This window comes from Gramella sp. Hel_I_59, from assembly GCF_006714895.1.
GTDB lineage: Bacteria > Bacteroidota > Bacteroidia > Flavobacteriales > Flavobacteriaceae > Christiangramia.
On record NZ_VFME01000001.1, the window covers coordinates 1,368,948 to 1,390,781 of the forward strand.

The 21,834-nt window shown below is 39.7% G+C and carries 20 protein-coding genes; 13 read left to right on the top strand and 7 right to left on the bottom strand.

Going from position 1 to position 21,834, the window contains the following annotated elements; genetic code table 11:
- Positions 1 to 60: 60 nt before the first annotated feature.
- Positions 61 to 507 carry a nuclear transport factor 2 family protein gene (locus tag JM79_RS06285; protein WP_141877329.1) on the top strand — a complete coding sequence of 149 codons (447 nt, stop codon included), beginning with the start codon at positions 61 to 63 and terminating at the stop codon, positions 505 to 507.
- On the opposite strand, the gene JM79_RS06290 is transcribed toward JM79_RS06285, so the two are convergent.
- The 3 genes from JM79_RS06290 to JM79_RS06300 all read right to left on the bottom strand — a co-directional run bounded on the left by JM79_RS06290 (position 504) and on the right by JM79_RS06300 (position 3,373).
- Positions 504 to 1,529, bottom strand: coding sequence for a formylglycine-generating enzyme family protein (locus tag JM79_RS06290; protein ID WP_141877330.1), 1,026 nt, complete (start codon positions 1,527 to 1,529; stop codon positions 504 to 506). The two genes, JM79_RS06285 and JM79_RS06290, sit on opposite strands and share 4 nt — an antisense overlap.
- Positions 1,530 to 1,620: 91 nt before the next feature.
- Entirely contained in the window at positions 1,621 to 2,625 is a 1,005-nt protein-coding gene (locus JM79_RS06295) for an alcohol dehydrogenase (RefSeq protein ID WP_141877331.1), read from the bottom strand.
- A gap of 61 nt (positions 2,626 to 2,686) precedes the next feature.
- Complete coding sequence (locus JM79_RS06300; protein ID WP_260443388.1) at positions 2,687 to 3,373, bottom strand: CPBP family glutamic-type intramembrane protease; 687 nt, start codon at positions 3,371 to 3,373, stop codon at positions 2,687 to 2,689.
- 169 nt (positions 3,374 to 3,542) lie between these two features.
- On the opposite strand from JM79_RS06300, the gene JM79_RS06305 reads away from it, so the two are divergent.
- Positions 3,543 to 5,165 (top strand): dihydroxyacetone kinase subunit DhaK, encoded by a 1,623-nt coding sequence (locus JM79_RS06305; RefSeq protein WP_141877332.1) that lies wholly within the window; start codon positions 3,543 to 3,545, stop codon positions 5,163 to 5,165.
- Positions 5,166 to 5,229: 64 nt separating this feature from the next.
- Here JM79_RS06305 and JM79_RS06310 read toward each other — a convergent pair whose 3' ends face one another.
- Positions 5,230 to 6,663 carry an L-serine ammonia-lyase gene (locus JM79_RS06310; protein ID WP_141877333.1) on the bottom strand — a complete coding sequence of 478 codons (1,434 nt, stop codon included), beginning with the start codon at positions 6,661 to 6,663 and terminating at the stop codon, positions 5,230 to 5,232.
- 217 nt (positions 6,664 to 6,880) lie between these two features.
- On the opposite strand from JM79_RS06310, the gene dnaK reads away from it, so the two are divergent.
- The 3 genes from dnaK (at position 6,881) to JM79_RS06325 (ending at position 12,583) form a co-directional block, all read left to right on the top strand.
- On the top strand, positions 6,881 to 8,812 hold the full coding sequence (gene dnaK / locus JM79_RS06315; protein ID WP_141877334.1) for a molecular chaperone DnaK: 1,932 nt from the start codon (positions 6,881 to 6,883) through the stop codon (positions 8,810 to 8,812).
- Positions 8,813 to 9,129: 317 nt separating this feature from the next.
- The gene (locus tag JM79_RS06320; protein ID WP_141877335.1) at positions 9,130 to 10,689 is read left to right on the top strand and encodes a hypothetical protein; all 1,560 of its coding nucleotides are present in this window, start codon (positions 9,130 to 9,132) and stop codon (positions 10,687 to 10,689) included.
- A 328-nt stretch (positions 10,690 to 11,017) separates the two neighbouring features.
- Complete coding sequence (locus tag JM79_RS06325; RefSeq protein ID WP_260443389.1) at positions 11,018 to 12,583, top strand: cytochrome c peroxidase; 1,566 nt, start codon at positions 11,018 to 11,020, stop codon at positions 12,581 to 12,583.
- Here the strand turns inward: JM79_RS06325 and JM79_RS06330 are convergent.
- Together JM79_RS06330 and JM79_RS06335 are read right to left on the bottom strand one after the other, a co-directional pair.
- Complete coding sequence (locus tag JM79_RS06330; protein ID WP_141877337.1) at positions 12,575 to 13,822, bottom strand: Nramp family divalent metal transporter; 1,248 nt, start codon at positions 13,820 to 13,822, stop codon at positions 12,575 to 12,577. The two genes, JM79_RS06325 and JM79_RS06330, sit on opposite strands and share 9 nt — an antisense overlap.
- Positions 13,822 to 14,463: an esterase gene (locus JM79_RS06335; RefSeq protein WP_141877338.1), complete on the bottom strand. Its 642-nt coding sequence runs from the start codon at positions 14,461 to 14,463 to the stop codon at positions 13,822 to 13,824. Before JM79_RS06335 ends, JM79_RS06330 begins: the two co-directional genes overlap by 1 nt.
- A 48-nt stretch (positions 14,464 to 14,511) precedes the next feature.
- Here JM79_RS06335 and JM79_RS06340 point away from each other — a divergent pair, with 48 nt between their 5' ends.
- The 5 genes from JM79_RS06340 to JM79_RS06360 all read left to right on the top strand — a co-directional run bounded on the left by JM79_RS06340 (position 14,512) and on the right by JM79_RS06360 (position 19,223).
- Positions 14,512 to 14,934 carry a hotdog fold thioesterase gene (locus JM79_RS06340; RefSeq protein ID WP_141877339.1) on the top strand — a complete coding sequence of 141 codons (423 nt, stop codon included), beginning with the start codon at positions 14,512 to 14,514 and terminating at the stop codon, positions 14,932 to 14,934.
- A complete protein-coding gene (locus JM79_RS06345; protein WP_141877340.1) occupies positions 14,931 to 16,076 on the top strand; it encodes a chorismate-binding protein in 1,146 nt (381 codons plus the stop codon). The genes JM79_RS06340 and JM79_RS06345 overlap by 4 nt, the downstream gene beginning before the upstream one ends.
- 50 nt (positions 16,077 to 16,126) lie before the next feature.
- Positions 16,127 to 17,860 (top strand): 2-succinyl-5-enolpyruvyl-6-hydroxy-3-cyclohexene-1-carboxylic-acid synthase, encoded by a 1,734-nt coding sequence (menD, locus tag JM79_RS06350; RefSeq protein ID WP_141877341.1) that lies wholly within the window; start codon positions 16,127 to 16,129, stop codon positions 17,858 to 17,860.
- Positions 17,861 to 17,929: 69 nt separating this feature from the next.
- On the top strand, positions 17,930 to 18,274 hold the full coding sequence (locus JM79_RS06355) for a DUF2853 family protein (RefSeq protein WP_141877342.1): 345 nt from the start codon (positions 17,930 to 17,932) through the stop codon (positions 18,272 to 18,274).
- Positions 18,275 to 18,374: 100 nt separating this feature from the next.
- Positions 18,375 to 19,223, top strand: coding sequence for a S1-like domain-containing RNA-binding protein (locus JM79_RS06360; protein ID WP_141877343.1), 849 nt, complete (start codon positions 18,375 to 18,377; stop codon positions 19,221 to 19,223).
- Here the strand turns inward: JM79_RS06360 and JM79_RS06365 are convergent.
- Positions 19,217 to 19,672, bottom strand: coding sequence for a hypothetical protein (locus JM79_RS06365; protein ID WP_141877344.1), 456 nt, complete (start codon positions 19,670 to 19,672; stop codon positions 19,217 to 19,219). The genes JM79_RS06360 and JM79_RS06365 overlap by 7 nt on opposite strands.
- Positions 19,673 to 19,805: 133 nt before the next feature.
- Between JM79_RS06365 and JM79_RS06370 the strand changes: the two genes are divergently transcribed.
- The 3 genes from JM79_RS06370 (at position 19,806) to JM79_RS06380 (ending at position 21,780) form a co-directional block, all read left to right on the top strand.
- Positions 19,806 to 20,213 carry a DUF2059 domain-containing protein gene (locus JM79_RS06370; protein WP_141877345.1) on the top strand — a complete coding sequence of 136 codons (408 nt, stop codon included), beginning with the start codon at positions 19,806 to 19,808 and terminating at the stop codon, positions 20,211 to 20,213.
- A 103-nt stretch (positions 20,214 to 20,316) separates the two neighbouring features.
- The gene (locus tag JM79_RS06375; RefSeq protein ID WP_141877346.1) at positions 20,317 to 21,156 is read left to right on the top strand and encodes a 1,4-dihydroxy-2-naphthoyl-CoA synthase; all 840 of its coding nucleotides are present in this window, start codon (positions 20,317 to 20,319) and stop codon (positions 21,154 to 21,156) included.
- A gap of 63 nt (positions 21,157 to 21,219) precedes the next feature.
- The gene (locus JM79_RS06380; RefSeq protein ID WP_141877347.1) at positions 21,220 to 21,780 is read left to right on the top strand and encodes a hypothetical protein; all 561 of its coding nucleotides are present in this window, start codon (positions 21,220 to 21,222) and stop codon (positions 21,778 to 21,780) included.
- Positions 21,781 to 21,834: the final 54 nt, after the last annotated feature.

The following is a 21,834-nucleotide window of genomic DNA, read 5'->3' on the forward strand; positions in this document are numbered from 1 at the left end:
TAAATTTTAATTTCAGTAAAAGTAGTAAATTCGTAGAGCACTGTCAATAATCCTCGACTTATGAAAAACTTAATGTTTCTGGCGTTTATATTTATTTGCTTCAGTAGCCAAGCACAAACAAAGAATCCGAAGCAATTGGTTATAGATTTTTTCGAAGCTTTTCATGAGCAGGATACCGTAAAGCTTAAAACTTTTGCTACACAATCACTTCAGCTGAAATCTGTAAGTATGAATGTTGAAGGTAAAACAACTATCAGTACTTCAGCTTATCCAGAATTTGTAAAAAGTATTGCCTCCATTCCGAAGCATGTGAAATTTGAAGAAAAAATACATGAGTATAGAATAGAAGAAAACGGACTGCTGGCAACAGTCGCAACGCCGTATACCTTCTTTTATAATGGTGAGAAATCACATTGCGGAACCAATGTTTTCAATTTGGTAAAGTTGGACGGGAACTGGAAGATTCTATTCCTAATGGATTCCCGGAGCAAGCAGGCCTGCGATTAAATATCTTTTACACACCGAAAACCAGTATGCTCTAAACCAGTATCCGGAACTGAACTCATTCTCGCCGAAACACGATAGCCGCTACAATAACTTTCAGCACATAAAAAGGAACCACCGCGTATCACTTTTTCCTGCTCCATGTTATAGTAATGTTTAAAATATCCATCTTTCATTTCAGAAGTTCTGGAGTAAGCATCGTCATGATAGGTGTCCAGACACCATTCCCAAACATTTCCTGTAGTTTCATACAAACCAAAGTCATTCGCAGGAAAGCTTTTTACAGGTGCCATTTTTTCAAAATTATCCTCAACAGTATTCTTTTTTGGAAATTCACCCTGGTAGAAATTCGCATGTTGTGCGGCGATGTCAAAATCATTTCCCCAATGGTAAGTTAGAGAATCACGACCGGCGCTATTAAAATATTCAAATTCAGCTTCTGTTGGTAGCCTTTTGCCGGCCCATTTAGCATAGGCCATTGCATCATACCATGAAACCTGCACCACGGGATAGTTCCCCTTACCTTCAATAGAGGAATCGGGACCCTGTGGATGTTGCCAGTTCGCACCTTTCACAAATTTCCACCACCATTCGGGGTTATAGGGATCAAAAACCAAAGCTCCGGGTTCGTAGGTGTTTCCTTTGAGCTCAAAACTTCTCTCTGCAGTAGTAACATAACCGGTAGCTTCTACAAATTGAGCGAATTCGGCATTGGTAACTTCAGTTTTATCTACGTATATAGATTTGATCTCCACTTTATGAACTGGTAATTCATCTTTTTTTACCTGATCAGATTTTCCACCCATCAAATATTCTCCACCACCAAGTTTGATCATGTTTTCGGTAGAGGAGGAGTCGGATCTGGTTTTGATATAGGATATCTCCTTGAGATATTGCTTATGGTAATCTGAAACCTGACGGGTTTCAGTAGGTTCTATTGCCTGGATTGGGCCATTTGATTTTTCTTCCTTGCACGATGTAAGCAGGAGGGCTGATAATAAGAATATGAAGATGAAGTTTTTCACGTTTGTCCTGAAGAATGAGTCTCAAATATAAACATAAAAAAACCGGAAAATAAATGCTTTTACTTTCCGGTTATTCTTCTTAATTTAAAATTTACATCTTCAGTACTACTCTAAACCTGGCCTTATTGTTCATCATCTGTTCAAAGGCTTCAGCAACATTATCAAGACTATATTCTTCGATCATAGGTTTTGTGCCTGTCATCGCACTAAATTTGAGGGTGTCTTCAGAATCTATAGCTGTTCCGCTAGGCCATCCAGCGGCAGATTTTCTTCCCATAAGCAATTGCATAGGAGAAACTTCTATAGGTTCGCCCGTTGCGGCAACCATAAGTAATTTTCCGTCTATTCCTAAACCGTCTACTATGGATGTGATTGCATCGCTATGTGGCGCAGTAGCAAGGATTAATTTTGCTCCTCCTAATTTCTGAAGCTCCTCTGCACCATTTTTTTCGTTCGTATTTATAAATTCATGAGCACCCAGTTTGGATGCAAGCTCTTTTTTGTCATTACTATGAGAAACTGCTACAGTGCGCATTCCCATTTTCGCGGCATATTGAATTGCAAGGTGTCCCAGTCCACCAATTCCCTGAACGGCAACGACATCACCTGCTCGTATTCCTGAATTTCTCAAAGCATTAAAAACAGTGATTCCGGCACATAATAATGGCGCAGCTTCAGCTGAAGAAAGGTCTTCTGGAATATTGGCCACAGCTTCCTGAGGCGCCGTCATGTATTCTGCGTAACCACCATCGTAGGAAATCCCGCTTACCTTGGCATTCTCACAACTTATAAAGTCACCGCGACGACACGGCTCACATTCAAAGCAATGACCACCATGCCAGCCAACTCCAACGCGTTGTCCTTTTTCCCATTTGGAAACATCCTTTCCAATTTCTTCTATAATTCCCACAACTTCGTGCCCGGGAATTCGAGGATATTCAAGACCTGGGAAACCGCCTTCTTTTACAAAATTATCGCTATGGCAAATCCCACAAGCTTCAACTTTGATTAAAATTTCGTTTGCTGAAGGACTTGGTTTATCTACATCTTTAATGATAAAATCTCCTCCTGCTTCTTCAATTACTGCTGCTTTCATAACTTTTATTTTTTGGTTTCAGAAGTTACAAAAAGTGAAAGGGAATGCTTTTAAGGCTTTGTTAATTTGACAGGGTTAAGGGAAGTATAAAAAGCAGTACCATAGAATTATTCATGCTGTGCATTAACATAGGCCAGATTAGTCCTCGATTCTCCAATTTAATTTTTCCGAAGAAAAAGCCTGCGATAATACGAGGAAAGATCATAATGAATAATATCAGGTCAATTTGAAAAGTATCTACGTAATTGAAAATATGAACAAAGCCGAAAATGATGGCACCAAGAATCCAGTTGATTAAATAATATCGATGAAGCCAGTAACAGGTCTTTCTGAAAATATGTTCCGGGATCAATTCTCCCAGGGCATAAAAAGCAAGCAGCAAAGTCCCGCCAAGTACTCCATATTTCAGACTCCAATGAGCTTCATCTGGGATAAATGCGATACCAATCATAAAAAGAACACAGCAAAAAAAGAATTTGAGACTGAATTCTGTAGGTTTAAGTAAACTTCGGAATATGCCTTCCTCCATGACCGGTGCGAAAATGGCCGCCATAAAAGCAAATTTCCATGGTTGTGTTTTTAATAATTCGAAGATCTCGGTTTGCTGATATTTATCGTAATCAAAAGATGGAAATGTAGATTGAAGAGCGGCCAGTAGTATGAAGAAAAGGAAATAGCAACCAAGCATCTTTCCGAAATTAGTGAGCAGGTTGAAAATCTTAAACCTCAGGCTGGCTTCTGGCGGCATTTATAGTAGCATTTGAAGCTGCAATATAAGAAGAGCAACTTCGGGAATAAAGTTTAAAAAATGGAAATATGCTCTATGTTCATATGTACTCTGAAAACTTTATGAATAGATTAAGGTTCATCAAAAAGCTTAGATTTTCGTGTTTTTTATCTTTAAGAAAAATAGGATTATGAAGTTTTTTATAAATGAAGCAGATCAGGTTGTAAATGAGGGAATAGAAGGATTGCTTACTAATCCCAAGCTTACCAGACTGGATAATTTCCCTGAGGTTCGTGTAGTTTTGCGGAAGGATTGGGATAAATCGAAAGTAGCAATTATTTCTGGCGGTGGATCTGGTCACGAGCCAACTCATGCGGGATTTGTTGGGAAGGGAATGCTCACGGCAGCAGTATGTGGTGATATTTTTGCTTCTCCTTCGGTAGATGCAGTGCTTTCCGCAATTATAGCGACGGCAGGTGATAAAGGCTGTCTTTTGGTAATCAAGAACTATACAGGAGACCGACTTAATTTTGGTCTTGCGGCAGAGCAGGCCAGGGAAATGGGTTATAAAGTTGAAACGATTATCGTTGGAGATGATATAGCTTTAGGAGAAGATACAGAACAAAGAGGATTAGCCGGAACGCTTTTCGTACATAAATCGGCGGGATATTTATCTGAAAAAGGAAAGTCACTTGAAGAGATTTTAGAGCTAGTGAAAAGAGTTGCGCAAAATTCTTATTCCATAGGTCTTTCGTTAGAGGAAGGACAGAAATTTCAGGGAAAAGAGGAATCTCGTTTAGATGAATCTGAAGCTGAATTGGGTCTTGGAATTCACGGGGAACCAGGAGTTGAAAAAATAGCTGTGGCGAAAGCTGATGAGCTTATGGAAACTGCAGTGGAAAAACTTCAGGAATATACAAGCGGAGATGAGTATGCGCTTATTTTGAATAATCTTGGAAGTGTTACTCCGGTTGAAATGAATGTTTTACTGAATTCTTTCAGTAAAACTTCAATGGCCGAAAATATAAAATTGCTCGTAGGTCCCGGAAGTTTTATGACTTCGCTAAACATGAAAGGTTTTTCCATCTCTGTCGTGCAACTGGATGAAGAGATTAGTGAAGCTTTGCTGGCAACCTGTGATCCTGCTTCCTGGTTCATCAGTGAATTTGGAAAAGCCAGTTCGATCAACAGTCCGGAACTTCCGGAAACTCTTCCTTTTGAATCTTCGGAAAATGCCAGCACTAAGAAGTTGCTTAAGGAAATTGCTGAAGAATTGATCGACATGAAGGATGAGATCAATGCTCTGGATGAAAAAGTAGGAGATGGGGATGCCGGTTCTACCTTTGCAAGTGCTGGTAAGAATGTACTGGAAGTTATTGACAGGTTGCCATATGCTAAAAACTGGGAACTATTCATAAGTATAGGTAGAATCTTTTCCAGAGAAATAGGTGGTTCCAGCGGTGTACTTTTTTCACTCTTATTTACCAGAGCTGGAAACGCATTGAAAGAAAATGATGACCTGGGAAAAGCTCTATTAAGCGGATTGGATAAAATGAAGGATTATGGTGGCGCGAAACAAGGGGAGCGTACGATGATTGATGCCCTGCAACCAGCTTTTGAAGCGATCGCTAATGGAGAAAGTATGGAGAAGGTAAAGTCGGCTGCACGAAAAGGAGCTAATGCTACTAAAGAAATCACCAATACTAAATTTGGTAGGTCTTCTTATCTCTCAGAAGATAGTTTAAAGAATGTTCCAGATCCGGGAGCAGAAGTTGTTGCCAGGGTTTTCGAAAAACTGGCGGCGATTAAATAATTGAAGTTAAAATGATAACCCACCTTGAAATATAATACAATCAGGGTGGGTTTTTCCTTTAATATTAGCAATCACTTAGGCTTACTTTAACTGCAAGACCACCTTCAGAAGTTTCTTTATACTTCTTATTCATATCCTTTGCGGTTTCCCACATCGTCTCGATCACTTTATCCAGTGGGACCTTAGCGCGACTTGCATCACTTTCCATGGCAATTTCAGCAGCATTGATCGCTTTGATCGCTCCCATTGCATTTCTTTCGATACATGGAACCTGTACTAAACCAGCAATAGGATCACAGGTTAAACCTAAATGATGTTCCATGGCAATCTCACTGGCCATTAAAACCTGTTCCGGGGTTCCTCCCATCAATTCGGTAAGACCACCTGCGGCCATCGCTGATGAAACCCCAATCTCTGCCTGGCAACCACCCATGGCTGCAGAAATGGTAGCTCCTTTTTTGAAAAGGCTTCCGACTTCGCCGGCAACCAGCATAAATCTTTTAATATCCTCGTAAGTAGCATCGTGGTTTTCTATACAGAGGTAATACATTAAAACAGCCGGTACAGTTCCCGCACTACCATTAGTGGGAGCGGTAACAACCCTTCCAAGGGATGCATTAACTTCATTCACACTTAAAGCAAAGCAGGTAACCCATTTAAGGATCTGGCGGAATTTCACTTCGGTTTGTCGAATGGCAGGAATCCAGTCCTCTACATTAGTATAGGAAGTATCACCAATTAAACGCTGATGCATTTCAAAAGCGCGTCGTTTCACATTAAGACCACCTGGAAGTGTACCTTCAGTATGACATCCAATATACATGGACTCCAGCATTACATTCCAGATCTGTTTGAAGTTCGCGTCGATCTCTTCATCTGTACGCAGAGAACGTTCATTTTCAAGTACAATTTCAGAAATGGTTTTATTTTCCTGTTTACAAAATGCCAGTAATTCAGTTGCCTTTTCAATGGAGAAAGGGAAATTCTGAAAATTCTTCATTTTCTTGCTGGCGTTCTTACGTTCTTTTTTAACCACGAATCCGCCTCCAATGGAATAGAACGAAGAAGAAGTTTTCTTGCCATTGAATAGACATGCTCGAAATGTCATTCCGTTAGGGTGAAATTCGAGAAATTTTCTATTAAATTTTATATTTTCAGAGATAGAGAATTCTATTTCTCGTTCGCCATTTAATAATATTCTGCCGGTTTCACGAACGTTGCTAATCTCGGAATCGAGGATTTCAATATCCATAGTTACAGGATCATGTCCCAGCAAGCCCAGAACCGTAGCAATATCTGTAGCGTGACCTTTCCCGGTAAGACTTAGAGATCCATAAAGATCTACATGAATCTTTTCCACCTGGTCGAACCTTTCTTTAGACTTCAACTCAGCGACCCAGCGTTGAGCTGCCCGCCATGGTCCAAGAGTATGAGAACTGGATGGACCAACGCCCACCTTCAGCATATCAAAAACACTAATGCATTCGATTTTTCGCATTCAGATAAAATTATTTGAGCACAAAAGTAAGGATTTGATAAAGCTACCCATATATAATTGCGAAAATAATATTCCGAAGAAATCAAAGGAGTATTACTCAGTAATGACAGGGTTGAATTTTAAAAATGACAGTCTGTCATAAGAAAAGCGCTGGCATAATGATTGACTTCAAGTGAGTGTAAAATTGATAAACTAACATAAAACAAGTTATATAGTTATGAGTAAAATAATTGGAATTGACTTGGGTACCACTAACTCCTGCGTTGCCGTAATGGAAGGTAGTGAGCCAACAGTGATACCTAATGCCGAAGGAAAAAGAACAACACCATCTGTAATTGCATTTGTAGAAGGTGGAGAAATAAAAGTAGGTGACCCTGCAAAGCGTCAGGCGGTAACTAACCCAACTAAAACGGTAGCTTCTATTAAAAGGTTTATGGGAAATAAATTCTCAGAATCTGAAAGAGAAGCAGGTAGAGTACCTTATAAAGTAACTAAAGGTGATAATGATACTCCACGTGTGGATATCGATGGTCGTCTTTATACTCCGCAGGAACTTTCAGCAATGGTGCTTCAGAAAATGAAGAAAACCGCTGAAGATTATCTTGGACATGATGTAACGGAGGCTGTAATTACAGTGCCTGCATACTTTAATGATTCTCAACGTCACGCAACGAAAGAAGCTGGTGAAATCGCAGGTCTTAAAGTAAGAAGAATAATAAACGAACCAACCGCTGCAGCACTTGCTTACGGATTGGATAAAAAATCTCAGGATCAGAAGATCGCTGTGTATGACCTTGGTGGTGGTACATTTGATATTTCTATTCTTGAACTAGGTGATGGTGTATTTGAAGTACTTTCTACTAATGGTGATACTCACCTTGGGGGAGATGACTTTGATGAAGTATTGATCGACTACCTGGCTGATAGCTTCCAGAAAGCAGAAGATATCGACCTAAGAAAAGATCCAATGGCACTTCAACGTTTGAAGGAAGCATCTGAAAAGGCGAAGATTGAATTATCATCTTCTACTCAAACAGAGATCAACCTTCCATACGTAACTGCAACTTCTAGTGGACCAAAACACCTTGTAGAAACTATCACTAGATCTAAGTTCGAACAATTAGCTTCTGAACTTGTAACAAGATCTATGGAGCCGGTGAAAAAGGCACTTAGTGATGCAGGTCTTTCTAAGAGCGATATCGATGAGGTAATTCTTGTTGGTGGATCAACTCGTATTCCTAAGATTCAGGAAGAAGTTGAAGCTTTCTTCGGAAAAAAACCTTCAAAAGGTGTAAACCCAGATGAGGTTGTAGCAATTGGTGCTGCTATCCAGGGAGGTGTACTTACAGGAGATGTTAAAGATGTATTGCTTCTTGATGTAACTCCACTTTCTCTAGGTATCGAAACCATGGGAGGAGTGAACACGAAACTTATCGAGTCGAATACTACGATCCCAACGAAGAAGTCACAGACTTTCTCTACGGCGGCAGACAATCAGCCTTCAGTGGAGATCCACGTACTTCAGGGAGAGCGTCCAATGGCGACAGATAATAAGACGATTGGTAGATTCCACTTAGATGGTATTCCACCAGCGCAAAGAGGAACTCCGCAAATTGAAGTAACTTTCGATATTGATGCCAATGGTATCATTAAAGTAAGTGCTACAGACAAAGCAACTGGAAAATCTCAGGATATTCGTATCGAAGCTTCTTCAGGATTAACTGAAGAGGAAATCGAGAAAATGAAGAAGGAAGCTGAAGCAAATGCTGAAACCGATAAGCAGGCTAAAGAAAAAGTTGATAAGCTTAACGAAGCAGACAGCATGATCTTCCAGACTGAAAAGCAACTGAAAGAATTTGGAGATAAGATCTCTGAAGACAAGAAGAAGCCAGTGGAAGAAGCTTTAGAAGAATTGAAAAAAGCTTACGAAACTAAGGAGATTGAGCAAATTTCTCCAGCTTTAGACAAATTGAATGAGGCATGGAAGACTGCATCAGAAGAAATGTACAAAGCTCAAGCAGAAGCTCAGGGCGGTCAGCCAGGCGGACCACAGCAAGGTGCTACAGGCGCTGAAGGTGGAGCAGCAGATGGTGGAGCCTCTCAGGGTGCAGATGATGTAGAAGATGTAGATTTTGAAGAAGTGAAGTAATTCACAATCAATATATTTTAGAAAAACCTCGCAGAAATGCGAGGTTTTTTTGTTTGGAACCTGGTCTAACCCAATGTGCCGTTCATTTGCAAACTGGACCGTATCTATAACAGTTATCTTACAATTTGCACTATTCTCTTAGCGGTTTTTAATATTAAATAGGTTTCCGCAATATGAATATTTCTCGAATTAAAGCAAACTTAACGTCTTAACCTAAAAGTGATTTTAAGATAATTTAAGTACTACAGTGGCTTAACATCCTGGCTGAGTTCAAACTGTATTTTTATCACAACTAAACAACTTAAATTATTTTTCAAATGAACAGAATTACAAATTTTATGAGTCGGCTATTTTTACTAGCCGCCTTATCATTGGCGATCAGCGGTTGCGAAGCTGAAGACGGTGTAGATGGTACAAATGGAACCGATGGTCAGGATGGTGTAGATGGTATCAATGGAGAGGATGGCCAGGATGGAGAGGATTTTACACCAGCTCCCGAAATATTCGAAAATAAAAGTGCGGTAGATCCACTAGTTAGCATGTCGCCTCAATTCAGCTTCGTTCAGGCTTATTCTTTACTGAGTACACCAGATGTGGTAGGAGATGATTTCCAACTTGCAGGTTCTGCTGATGGAGCAGGATTTCTAAAAGACGGTGACGGTTACATGTACGTGGTGAACTGTGAAGATAGCTATGCAGTTGCGAGAATTAGGTTTGACCAATACATGAACCCAGTAAGCGGAGACTATCTATTGAACTCAGGTGTTTCAGATTATGCGCGTCAATGTTCTGCTACTATGTGGGAAGCCAGTATTCATGGTGGATCCAAAGATCTTTTCCTTTCAGCTTCAGAAAGTATCAATTACGATGTAAAAGGGATAGATCCATGGGTAGAAAATCCAACTCCGCAGGCAGATTTCGGACTTGATGCACTTGGAGAATTTTCCTGGGAAAACGCTGTACCACTTCCTAAGGATGCGTACACTGGAAAGACTGTAATCATTGGAGGCGATGATGACTCCTCTGGATCTGAAGGACAGGTGGTGCTTTATTATTCTGAAAATGCTGATGACGACCTGGAAAACGGGAAGATCTATGTGCTTCGTGCGAAAGAAATTTCAGATGGGATGGATGGAAAAAAAGCTGTAGAATCTGATGTTGTCTATAATGAGTCAAGTTTTGATCTTCAATCCACCTACGAAGTAGAATTTGTTGAGATCGAGAATGGTAAAGATCTCACTAAAGATGAAATGGAAACCGCTAGTTCCAATGTGCTTGCTACTCAATTTATGAGAGTTGAAGACGTGGATTATCAGAAAGGAGCCGATTCTAATGCTAGAAATGTATATTTCGCGGTAACCGGTAGAGGTCCAGGTAGAGGTACTTATAACGACTGGGGTACGGTATATAAACTTGAATTGGACGAAAATTCTCCACTTTCAGGTAAACTAACTCAGATCGTTAGTGGAAATACAGATACCAACAACATGGATGGAAATTTAGGAGCTCTGCAAAGTCCTGATAATATCTGTGTTACTGAAAATTTCGTTTATATCCAGGAAGATCCAAACAGCTTTAGTAGAGGACATTCTGCATATATCTATCAGTCAGATTTAAACGGACAGAATATTCAGCATGTGCTTGAACTTATTGTAAGACAGGACCTGGATCCAGATAATTCTACAGGTTTTAGTGGAGAATTTGGTTCATTAATAGATGTTTCAGACAAACTTGGAGAACCGGGAACTTTTCTTCTCGCTGTACAACCGCACTATTGGGAAAGTAGTGATTTCATGAATTTAGACGGTCATACCAATGCTGACCGTGAAGATGACCAGGCATCACAAATAGTTTTACTAAGAGGGTTACCTAGATAATTCCAATTTTAGTTTCTACAGGTCTTCGTTTTTACGAAGACCTGTTCTTATTTATAGAAATATGTTCAAAAAAATACTTCTGGCAATCATTCTAATTGCCCAGTTTTCCTGTAAGTAAGAATCGGAATATCTTGCTCTTAATTCTGAAAATAATCAGGGCTGGACTCAGGCGCACAAATTCTACCAAAATTCGTTAAATAACAGTATTCAGCATTTATCTGAAATAAAAAATAATGGTCTGGATGATCCTTCTAATAAAGAGCTTTTTAAGAAAGCAAGACAGGAATGGAAAAAAGCAGAACCCTTTGCGGCGTATTTAAATCCTGCAGTGGGACATCGTGTAAATGGACCTGCACTTCCAGTCTTTCTTGAGGATAATTCCAGGTTTATGCCGGCGGTTGGATTGCAAAAGATAGAGGAAAGTATTTATGATAGGGAAGTTACAGCGCAGGAATTTCAGGAAGAACTGAAAGTTACCCTGGGATTAATGGGAAACCTTCAGAAGAATATAGACAAGCGAGAGTTAACCACAGAACGCTTTTTTATTGCAACGCAGCAACAATTACTCAGGATCCTTAGTCATTCGATCACTGGATTTGATACTCCAGTTAGTCATTTGGGGATAGAGGAGGCGGCAGTCTCGTTAAGAGCCTTGAATGAGGTATATGTTCTCACCCTTCGAAAAATTATCCAGCAGAAGGACATAGATTTGGATAAAAGATTTCAGCAAAAGCTTATAAGTTCAGCTAAATATCTGAAAGAGAATACAGATTTCGAGACGTTTGATCGTTACGAGTTTACCAGAGAGTATTTGAACGATATCACAAGTTTATGGCTGCAAATAAGAAATACTTCGGGACTTTGGGAAGGTACTGCCAATCAACCTTTTAATTTCAATGCACCAACATTTTTCGAAGAGGATAGTTTCAAGCCTGAATATTTCATGCAGAATGTAAACAGAAAGAATTCTGGAATGAAAGTAGCGCTTGGTGAGAAATTATTTTTCGAGAAAAAGCTTTCAAAGAATGGACGTATGGCGTGCGCAACCTGTCATCTTCCAGAAAAGGCCTATGCAGATGGGTTGACTTTCAGTAAAGATAATCAGGGAATGGAGCTTAGTAGAAATACACCTACCCTTATAAATTCGGTTTATCAACGAGGATTTTTCTGGGATGGTAGATCTGAAGGTTTGATGGGACAAATCTCTTCAGTATTTACTAATAAAAAAGAATTTGATACCGGAGTGCATGAATTTTCCGAAGAGATTTTACAGGATTCCACCTATCAGGAAATGATCCAAGAGACTTTTGGTGGTATTCCGCGGGGTAATACTGAACTTATTAAAGCATTGTCTGCATATATTTCCACGCTGAATGGAATGAATAGTAAATTTGACCGTAATATTTCTGGCAAGGAAAACACATTTACAGAGCAGGAAAAACGCGGGTTTAATTTATTTGCCGGTAAAGCCCTCTGTGCGACCTGTCATTTTTTACCCCTCACCAATGGAACCGTTCCGCCATTCTATACTGAAACCGAAAAGGAGATCATAGGTGTTCCAGAAACAGCCGCGAATAATAAGCTGGACGATGATACCGGTTTTTACTGGAGCTATAGAGTTGAAGAGCATAAAGGAATGTTCAAAACTCCTGGAGTGCGAAATATAGCTTTAACTGCTCCATACATGCACAACGGAGTTTATACGAATCTTGAGCAGGTAATTGACTTTTATAATAAAGGAGGTGGAGCTGGATTGGGCTTTGATCTGCCACATCAAACCCTACCATTTAATAACCTGGAACTCAATGAAGACGAACAGGCTGATCTGGTAGCTTATTTGAAAACGCTAACGGATACTAAAGTAACTGGTAGCGATAAGGATCTTTCAATTTAGCAAAGTATAGATATAAACAAAATTGAAGAGAACCAGCACCACAAGGCAGCATAAACTAAAAATTCGGTACTGCTTACCAGGCTGGTCTTCTTTTCTCATATTGTTGCCGGTCACGAGTTTATAATTGAACCATGCGAGCAAGGGAGCTGATAGAAATGATAAAGCTGTAGCGAAATCTATCAGCACCGTAAAAGTCATGCTAAAATAGGAGAGGATCACCAGGGCAACAGCTGGAATGATAAAAATTGCCAGTCGGTAGGAATTCCATTTTTCAGAGGTTGTTGCATCAGGTTTTTCGATCATGTAAACTTCAGAAAGCACCCGGGGGAAGGCATCTGTAACCGCAAGGGTCGTGGAGAACATAGCGATTAGGGCAGCGATAGCCACCAGTGTTTCGCTCCAAGGTCCCAAAGTGGCTCCATAAAGCGCTACCAACTGTCCCGAAAATTCCACACCGTTCCCGGAAAATTCTGTATTGGAACCGAACATTATAAGTGCTCCCATTAGAAAAAATAACAGACCAATAATTGCAGCGGCGAGGTAACCCACGTTGAAATCTGCAAATGCTTCCCTTATACTTATTTTTCCAGTAGATACCGATTTTTCCCTGGTCCAGATCGAATGCCATACGGCGGCATCTAACGGAATTGGCATCCAACCCATAAAGGCAATGATAAAAGCTATACTTGCCGTATTCCAGAGATCTGGTGATGCAATGGATAGCGAACGATCAAGCCTCCCGTCACCAAACGCCAATACGACTGCGATCAAAGTAGCCAACCCAAGTAAGCTAACGATGAATTTCATGGATTTGTCCAGTGCCGGGTATCTTCCTATAAGTAGTAAAGCGATACAAATGGCAGAAATTATAAGACTCCAGCTAAAAGTTCCCCAGGCCATTCCAAAAAGTCGTTCAGCAAGACCGGCGGTTACGATCGTAACTGCAGCCTGAATAATGAACATGCTACCCACCGTAATAAAGATAAACAGTGCATAAGGCAATTTACCCAGACGCCTGTAACCCTGAATGAGATGTTCACCACTGGAAGCAGCGTACCTGGGACCGAATTCGAGAAATGGATATTTAGTAATGCACGCGAGCAATAAGATCCAGATGAGTAAGAATCCGTAATCTGCACCGGCTCTGGTCGCCTGTACTAAATGCGAAACTCCAATTGCGGCTCCGGCAAGCAAAAAGCCCGGACCCAAAGATCTCAAAATTGATCTACTTTTCGGCATTAGCTGGTTTTAGCAATTTTAGTGATAATTTCCTGGTTTAGTTCGTGTCCACCTTCAAAAGCATGAATATTGATCTCCTCTCCAAATATTTCCTTCAATCTGGATTCTTCAACTTCTATGATCCCTTTTTTGAGGTATTCATCCTGTGTTCCATAGATAAAATGAAAATTGGTTTCTTTCAGAAACTCGAAATCTGCCTTATTAAGTTCTTGTGGTACTTTTCCGGAGTGCATAATAAGATTGGCGCATTTAATTTTGCGTCTGGCTACGAACCTGGTAGCGACAGAAACACCTTGTGAATATCCAAGAATATTCAGTTTATGAACATTTGAAAGATCTTCAGCATCATAAACAGCGTCAAGATACTTCAGCACGTTTTCAATCTCAGCTTCAAGATTCTCCCGGGTAAGCCAGGAAGCGCCCATATGCCTGTATTCTCCATTGAGATAATATTTCGATTGAGCCTGTGGAGCAATGATATAATTCTCAGCATCCAGATGATTAAAATGTCTTATAAAATACCTGCTTAAATAACCTATTCCGTGGAGCACTAGCCATACAGTTCTGGTATTTTCAGAATGTTCATTCAAGGTAGAATAGGTGTTGTGAATGGTATAAGAAAGACTTTTCTCCTTACTCATGGTTGTCGCAGGTTTTGTATTTTTACAAATAAACCAATCTTTTAAAAGATGACGAAGGAAGAAGTACTGCAACTTTCAAAAAAGGTCTGTAAGAACACACTTATGGAAACCCTTGAAATAGAGTTTTCTGAAATTGGGGAAGATTACCTGATCGCTAAAATGCCGGTGAATTCAAGAGTCCATCAACCTGATGGAGTTTTACATGGCGGTGCGACGGTAGCCCTGGCAGAAAGTGTTGGAAGTATGGCCAGTTATGTTTTTCTGGATACCGATAACTTTTTTATTCGGGGTATTGAGATCGCTGCGAACCATCTTAGAAGTGTAAAAGAAGGATGGGTTTATGCCAAAGCGACTTTTATTCATAAAGGTAGAACCACGCAATTATTTGAAATAAAGATCACAGATGAGGAGGATCGCCTGATCTCCCTGGTGAAGTTAACGACAATTGCTCTTCCAAAAGAAACCAAATGATCACAGAAGAAGAATTATTTGCCAGTATAAGAACTCAGACCGATAAAGAATTTCCATTTGTCGCCTATCGGAAACCTGGGGAAAAAAGTGTGAAACTGATCTGTCAAACCTCTGCGGAAAGCTATAGTGGCGAAGGCCTGCAGACGCCGGGATTTGTATTTGCTGCCTTTGATTCTTTAAATCAATCGCTGCTTATTCCTATTGATGAAGCTGAAGTTTTTAATTGTAATTACGAAAACCGACCAGTAAGTCAGCCAGTTCCCCCACAGCCTGAGCAACCCATGCCGGCAAGGAATTCTCAGGACCAGGTCAAGCATGAACAATTAGTGCAATCTGGGATCGATCAGATCAAAAATAGTAGTATTGATAAGATCGTACTGGCAAGGGCTGAAAAGGTAAAGGTCCACGACCCCGATCCCATTCCCATTTTTAGAAGACTACTCGACAGGTATGAGGAGGCTTTCGTCTATTTCTGGTATCATCCGGAAACCGGCACCTGGATGGGCGCTACTCCGGAAACTCTTTTGCATTCTGAACGTAATAGATTTAAAACGATGGCTCTTGCCGGCACCCAGCTTTACGAAGAAGGTTCGGAAATTACCTGGCGTCAAAAAGAAATAGAGGAGCAGGCAATTGTAACCAGTTATATCGATAAAGAGTTGCAAAAGATTTCAGAAGTAAAAGAACTAAAGATCGGAGAGCCTTATAATGTAAGAGCAGGAAATCTGCTGCATATAAGAACAGATATTCAGGGGTCTTTTGATTCCAGTTCTGCACTTTCCAGAATCGTGACGGCGCTTCATCCTACACCGGCGATTTGTGGTATACCGAAAGCTGAGGCACTACAATTTATCCTTCAGAATGAAGAAATGGACAGAGAATATTATAGTGGATATCTGGGGGAAGTTCAACTCAGTAAGGAAGTGAAGAGGAATTCGAACCGAAGAAATCAAGAAAATCAGCAATTTGCATCGATTTCCAGAGTTTCTAACCTTTATGTAAATCTTCGTTGCATGAAACTGGAGCAGGATATCGCAAAGATTTTTGTTGGTGGTGGCATCACTAAAGATTCCAATGCAGGGGAAGAATGGTATGAGACGGTGAATAAATCTGTCACCATGCGCAGGGTTCTTGTTAAATAAGCTTCAAAAACTCTTTCCAGCTTAGACGTAAATACTAATTTTGGAAGTCTATGAAATATTCAAAAATTCCGGTAGCGAGGTCTGTGGTAGCTCTTTGCGTTGCCAAGAATATTAAGCATGTAGTAATTTCGCCAGGTTCGAGGAATGCGCCCTTAACGATCGGTTTTACGCATCATGATGATATTACAGCTTATAGTATTGTAGATGAGCGTTGTGCAGCATTTTTCGCGTTGGGAATTGCTCAACAAAAGAGAACACCGGTGGCACTGGTCTGTACTTCAGGTTCGGCATTGCTAAACTATTATCCGGCGATCGCTGAAGCATTTTACAGCGATATTCCATTGGTGGTAATTTCCGCAGATCGGCCCATAGAGCGTATTGATATTGGTGATGGACAAACCATCAGGCAGAAGAACGTTTTCGAAAATCATATTCTGTATTCTGCCAATCTCTATTCTGAACTGGTACTGGAACATCAATCTGAAGATACCAAGCTTCAGCAGAAACAATTTGAAGCACGAAAACATAACGAACGGGAAATCAACCTGGCTTTGAATAAAGCGATAGAAGAAAAGGGGCCTGTACATATTAATGTGCCTTTCTACGAGCCACTTTATGATACGGTAGAACATATAGAAGTAGATCCTTTACAGATCCTTCCCGAGGTGAATGAGAAGCACTATACAGAAGCGCAATTGAACAGCTATGTACAGGAGTGGAATAGCGCCAAGCGTAAGATGGTGATCGTCGGGGTGGCCCAGCCAAACCTTATAGAACAGAAGTTTCTTGACATGCTTGCTAAAGATCCCAGCGTGATCGTTTTTACTGAAACCACATCGAATATTCATCATCCAGATTTTTTTACCAGGATCGATACGTTGGTAGGACCTATCGAAAAGGAAGAAAATAAAGAGGAATTATTCAGAAAATTGCAACCTGATATTTTGCTCACTTTCGGCGGAATGATCGTATCAAAAAAGATCAAAAACTTTCTGCGTAATTACAATCCTAAGCATCACTGGCATGTAGATTCTAAAAAGGCTTATAATACCTTCTTTTGTCTTAATAAACATTTTGAAACAGAGGTGAATGATTTCTTTCATTCATTTATACCGCTTACTGAGACATTTGCCAGCGATTATGGAAATTTCTGGAAAGATATAAAATCTAAACGGCAGCATCGCCACGAAGAATACATGTCTGAGATCCCATATTCAGATCTTAAAGCGATGCAATTGATCGCGCCAGAGGTGCCAGATCATAGTATCGTGCATTTCGCGAATAGTTCTACCATTAGATATGCGCAGCTTTTCGAATGGGATCGAAGTCTGAACACTTTTTGTAATCGAGGAACCAGTGGGATTGATGGTAGTACATCAACTTCTATTGGAGCAGCGATAGCTTCAGATAAACCTGTTTTGTTTATTACGGGTGATTTAAGCTTCTTTTATGACAGTAATGCACTGTGGAATGATCATATACCATCCAATTACCGCATTATTTTACTGAATAATAGTGGTGGAGGTATTTTCAGAATATTGCCGGGAAATAAAGATTCAGAGAATTTTGACACTTTTTTCGAAACTACTCATGAATTGCAGGCGAAGCCTGTTTGTGAGCTGTATGGCTTTGACTATTCCAAAGCTACCAATGAACAGGAAATAGAGCATGAACTGAAAGATTTCTTTGATGCTTCTGAAAAACCTAAATTGCTTGAAATTTTTACTCCGCGTAAAATGAACGACAAGGTATTGCTGGAATATTTCAGTTTTATGAAATCTTAGTCGGCTGTTATAGGCTTCTATTTTCACTTTTTTATTAACTTACCTGAGCTAAAACTTAAAATTTAGATCATGAGTAAACTTGATGAAAAAGTAGGTCAGTATATAGATGACCTTAAAACCAAAGTAGGAGAGGATAATCCTGATGTGGATCTTCTGCGGAAACTGGCTCAATCCATGGGTCCAAGTATTTATAACGCCGATGCTGAAACTGTTGCTGCTTCCAGTAAATCTGAAGTTGAAACAGTAAAGAACAACTTCGTTATGAAAAAACTTGGAGTGACTGATGGAGAGAAGGCAGACGAAGCTATTAGCCAGGTTATGGAAAAGTATGGAAAATCAAATCGTAATAAATACAGAGTGGTGATTTACTACCTTCTAACCAAGCATTTTGGTAAGGAAAGTATGTACAAATAGATTACTTCAACCATATATAAAATCCGTTTGTGTGATAATCTCATAAACGGATTTTTTTATTGCTGATTAACAGTATCTTTGTATGCTAAATTTTTAGACTATGATCAGGTTAGGAGAATACCATGAATTAAGTATTATTAGAGAAAGTGATCACGGTGTGTATCTTGAGAACGATGCCGGTGATGAGGTGCTTTTGCCTAATAAATACGTTCCTGAAACCTGGATGGTCTATGATAAGATCAATGTTTTTGTGTACCTGGATCATTCAGAAAGACCGGTAGCAACAACTTTGAAGCCTAAGATCAAGTTAGATCAATTCGAAAATCTTACCTGTGTTGAGGTTAGTAAATTCGGGGCATTCCTGGATTGGGGACTGGAGAAGCATCTTTTTGTTCCATTTAAGGAACAGGTGATCCCTATGCAAAAAGGAGAGCGCTATCTTGTGTTCTGTTACCTGGATCTTGAAACAGAACGACTTACTGCATCTTCCAAAGTACATGCATTTCTTGATAATTCTGAACTTACCGTAGAACCATTTGAAGAGGTGGATCTAATCGTGAGTAACGAAACCGACCTTGGTTTTAATGTGATCATTAACCAGTTGCACTTAGGTTTGATCTATCACGATGAAGTCTTTAAAAAACTGCGAATTGGTGATTCTCTAAGAGGTTTTATTAAGAAAATAAGAACCGATAATAAGATCGATATCATGTTGCAAAGGCCGGGATATCGAAGTATCGAGCCAAATGCTCAGAAAATTCTTGATAAGCTCGAGTCTTCAGGAGGTTTTATTGATCTAACAGATAAGTCTGATCCTGCAGATATCAAATCCAGATTGCAAATGAGTAAAAAGAGCTTTAAAAAAGCAATTGGTAGCCTTTACAAGAACAGGCAAATTGATCTGAATGAAGACGGAATCACTTTAAAAGAGGAAGAGCAGGATCAATAGATATATCGATACGGAGTATTATATCTTCTCACTCCATAACTACGCTGATTGTAATTGTTCAGGAAAGGATTGTAGAATGGGTTGCTAAAGGAATCATTTCTATCTCTAGCCTGGATACTTCCCGTCACTTCAAAAATTTTCTTTTCTCTGGTTCTCTGCGGAAGCGGAGATCCAAGGTCAATTTCACGCGTAATTTTATTTCTATTTGATTTGTCTATGATCGCCAGCATATCGATCTGGTCTTTCTGAATATCATTCCGAAGATGCATAAAAGAACCATCAGAAATATTAAATTCTGAAGGTTGCTGCCAGTTAAAACTGAAATCTTTCCAGTCGTTTTGGATACCACGGTTACCAATTTCGAAGTCCTTACGATCCCAATACCCGAATTCCTGAGCAGAAGTACTAAAACCTGCCAGCAAAAAAAGTAGGATGTAAAGAATTCTCATGATCAGTTTTTTTCTGAAGAATATCAAAAATGGTGCAAAAACATTAAATATGTTCCAATTCTTTTAAAAATTATTGAAACAGTTTTGCAAAAACTATTATTTTCACTTCCAAATTATAAAATCGAACACAAATATGAAAAGATTAATATGGAGTATTGGAGTTGCGTTTATTGGATTCACCTCTATGGCGCAGGAGCAAATGACTTCAGAAGAAACAAAAGCAATCAAATTAATAGAGCTTACTTCAGGTCAGCAATTTGATATTATGACCGAGCCGATCGTGAAAATGGTTGCTGAAGATAAAAGAGAAGAATTTAAGAAAGAACTTTCTGCCAGCACTGAGGAATTGTATAAGAAAATGGCGGTGATCTATACTGAAAAGTTTACAGAAGAAGAACTTGATGAGATTCTTGCATTCTATGCTACACCGGTAGGAGAGAAGATGGTTGAACTTACTCCAGACATAACGAAAAAAGCTATGGAGATAGGCCAGGCCTGGGGAATGGAATTACAACCTATGATGGCAAAATATATGCAATAATTAATTGCTGTCAAGTATGATCTAAACCTGTTCTCTGGAACAGGTTTTTTTATCTACTTTCTGAAGTGAACTTAAAACTTTATTTTTACTGAAAACTATTTGTATGGCTACGATAAACTGGAAAACAGTACGTGAATATGATGATATAACCTATAAGAAGGCAGACGGGGTTGCAAGAATAGCATTTAACCGATCAGATGTTAGAAATGCCTTCAGACCAAAAACAACTTCAGAGCTTCTGCATGCTTTTCAGGATGCACATGAAGATACTTCGATTGGTGTGGTACTACTTTCTGCTGAAGGACCTTCTACAAAAGATGGAAAATGGGCATTTTGTAGTGGCGGAGACCAGAAGGCTAGAGGCCACCAGGGTTATGTAGGTGAAGATGGATATCACAGGCTGAATATTCTTGAAGTACAACGGCTAATTAGATTTATGCCAAAAGCAGTGATCTGTGTGGTTCCCGGTTGGGCAGTAGGTGGTGGTCACAGTTTACATGTGGTCTGCGATCTTACGCTGGCTTCTAAGGAACATGCAATCTTCAAGCAGACAGATGCAGACGTCACCAGTTTTGACGCCGGCTATGGCTCTGCATACCTTGCAAAGATGGTGGGACAGAAGAAAGCCAGAGAGATCTTCTTTTTAGGAAGAAACTATTCTGCTCAGGAAGCTTATGAAATGGGTATGGTGAACGCCGTGATCCCACATGAAGAATTGGAAACTACTGCCTTTGAATGGGCTCAGGAAATTTTAGAAAAATCACCGACTTCCATAAAAATGCTGAAGTTTGCTATGAATCTTACCGATGATGGGATGGTAGGGCAGCAGGTATTTGCTGGTGAGGTCACCAGACTGGCTTATATGACAGATGAAGCCAAAGAGGGTAGAGATGCATTTTTAGAGAAAAGGAAACCAAATTTCGAAAAAAAGTGGATTCCATAGAGAATTCACGCAACCATTTCAGGAAAAGAACGTCTTTGTAGTAGAACTAAATTTTAGATGATTATGGGATTCCCAAAAATAGTATACAAATTCTTTGTCCTGTTTCTAACAGTTGTAAGCTTTAGCTCATGTAGTAGCGATGATAAAACTGAAAATGAAAACGAATTTGTTGGTGAAAGTGGTATCAATTCTTCAGAAAGCAAAGATTTATGGCTATCCTTGAAAAGTACTAATAAGGATAGCTATGAGTATACCATAGAAACAGTATCCTGGACAGGCTTCGCTACTTCAACTACAATCAAGGTTGAAAATGGGGAAGTAGCAAGTAGAGAATTTACCTCTACCCAGCCCCAGGAAGAGAATCCAGCCGAAACTGAAATTGTCCAAGAATATATAGAAACAGAATCTGATCTTGGAACTCATGAGAGTGGAGCAGATATTCTGACCATAGATGAACTATATAGCCTTTGTTTTGCAGAATATCTAACTGTAGATACTGATTCCAACCTTATATATTTTGATACTACTTCTGAAGGAGTTATCAATACCTGTGGTTATGTAAATAAGGATTGTGCAGATGATTGTTTTGTTGGTTTTAAACTGACTGACTTTACCTGGTTATAGGATTATTTAAAACGAGATGTTTAAGTATAATTTCACGGTCTTGGGTAAAAACTA

What these genes read in the sequence shown, in the direction of transcription:
- JM79_RS06285 (WP_141877329.1), top strand. Translation starts at nt 61, where the DNA reads ATGAAAAACTTAATGTTTCTGGCGTTTATATTTATTTGCTTCAGTAGC.
- JM79_RS06295 (WP_141877331.1), bottom strand. Translation starts at nt 2,625, where the DNA reads ATGAAAGCAGCAGTAATTGAAGAAGCAGGAGGAGATTTTATCATTAAA.
- JM79_RS06300 (WP_260443388.1), bottom strand. Translation starts at nt 3,373, where the DNA reads ATGCCGCCAGAAGCCAGCCTGAGGTTTAAGATTTTCAACCTGCTCACT.
- JM79_RS06305 (WP_141877332.1), top strand. Translation starts at nt 3,543, where the DNA reads ATGAAGTTTTTTATAAATGAAGCAGATCAGGTTGTAAATGAGGGAATA.
- JM79_RS06310 (WP_141877333.1), bottom strand. Translation starts at nt 6,663, where the DNA reads ATGCGAAAAATCGAATGCATTAGTGTTTTTGATATGCTGAAGGTGGGC.
- dnaK (WP_141877334.1), top strand. Translation starts at nt 6,881, where the DNA reads ATGAGTAAAATAATTGGAATTGACTTGGGTACCACTAACTCCTGCGTT.
- JM79_RS06320 (WP_141877335.1), top strand. Translation starts at nt 9,130, where the DNA reads ATGAACAGAATTACAAATTTTATGAGTCGGCTATTTTTACTAGCCGCC.
- JM79_RS06330 (WP_141877337.1), bottom strand. Translation starts at nt 13,822, where the DNA reads ATGCCGAAAAGTAGATCAATTTTGAGATCTTTGGGTCCGGGCTTTTTG.
- JM79_RS06335 (WP_141877338.1), bottom strand. Translation starts at nt 14,463, where the DNA reads ATGAGTAAGGAGAAAAGTCTTTCTTATACCATTCACAACACCTATTCT.
- JM79_RS06340 (WP_141877339.1), top strand. Translation starts at nt 14,512, where the DNA reads ATGACGAAGGAAGAAGTACTGCAACTTTCAAAAAAGGTCTGTAAGAAC.
- JM79_RS06345 (WP_141877340.1), top strand. Translation starts at nt 14,931, where the DNA reads ATGATCACAGAAGAAGAATTATTTGCCAGTATAAGAACTCAGACCGAT.
- menD (WP_141877341.1), top strand. Translation starts at nt 16,127, where the DNA reads ATGAAATATTCAAAAATTCCGGTAGCGAGGTCTGTGGTAGCTCTTTGC.
- JM79_RS06355 (WP_141877342.1), top strand. Translation starts at nt 17,930, where the DNA reads ATGAGTAAACTTGATGAAAAAGTAGGTCAGTATATAGATGACCTTAAA.
- JM79_RS06360 (WP_141877343.1), top strand. Translation starts at nt 18,375, where the DNA reads ATGATCAGGTTAGGAGAATACCATGAATTAAGTATTATTAGAGAAAGT.
- JM79_RS06365 (WP_141877344.1), bottom strand. Translation starts at nt 19,672, where the DNA reads ATGAGAATTCTTTACATCCTACTTTTTTTGCTGGCAGGTTTTAGTACT.
- JM79_RS06370 (WP_141877345.1), top strand. Translation starts at nt 19,806, where the DNA reads ATGAAAAGATTAATATGGAGTATTGGAGTTGCGTTTATTGGATTCACC.
- JM79_RS06375 (WP_141877346.1), top strand. Translation starts at nt 20,317, where the DNA reads ATGGCTACGATAAACTGGAAAACAGTACGTGAATATGATGATATAACC.
- JM79_RS06380 (WP_141877347.1), top strand. Translation starts at nt 21,220, where the DNA reads ATGGGATTCCCAAAAATAGTATACAAATTCTTTGTCCTGTTTCTAACA.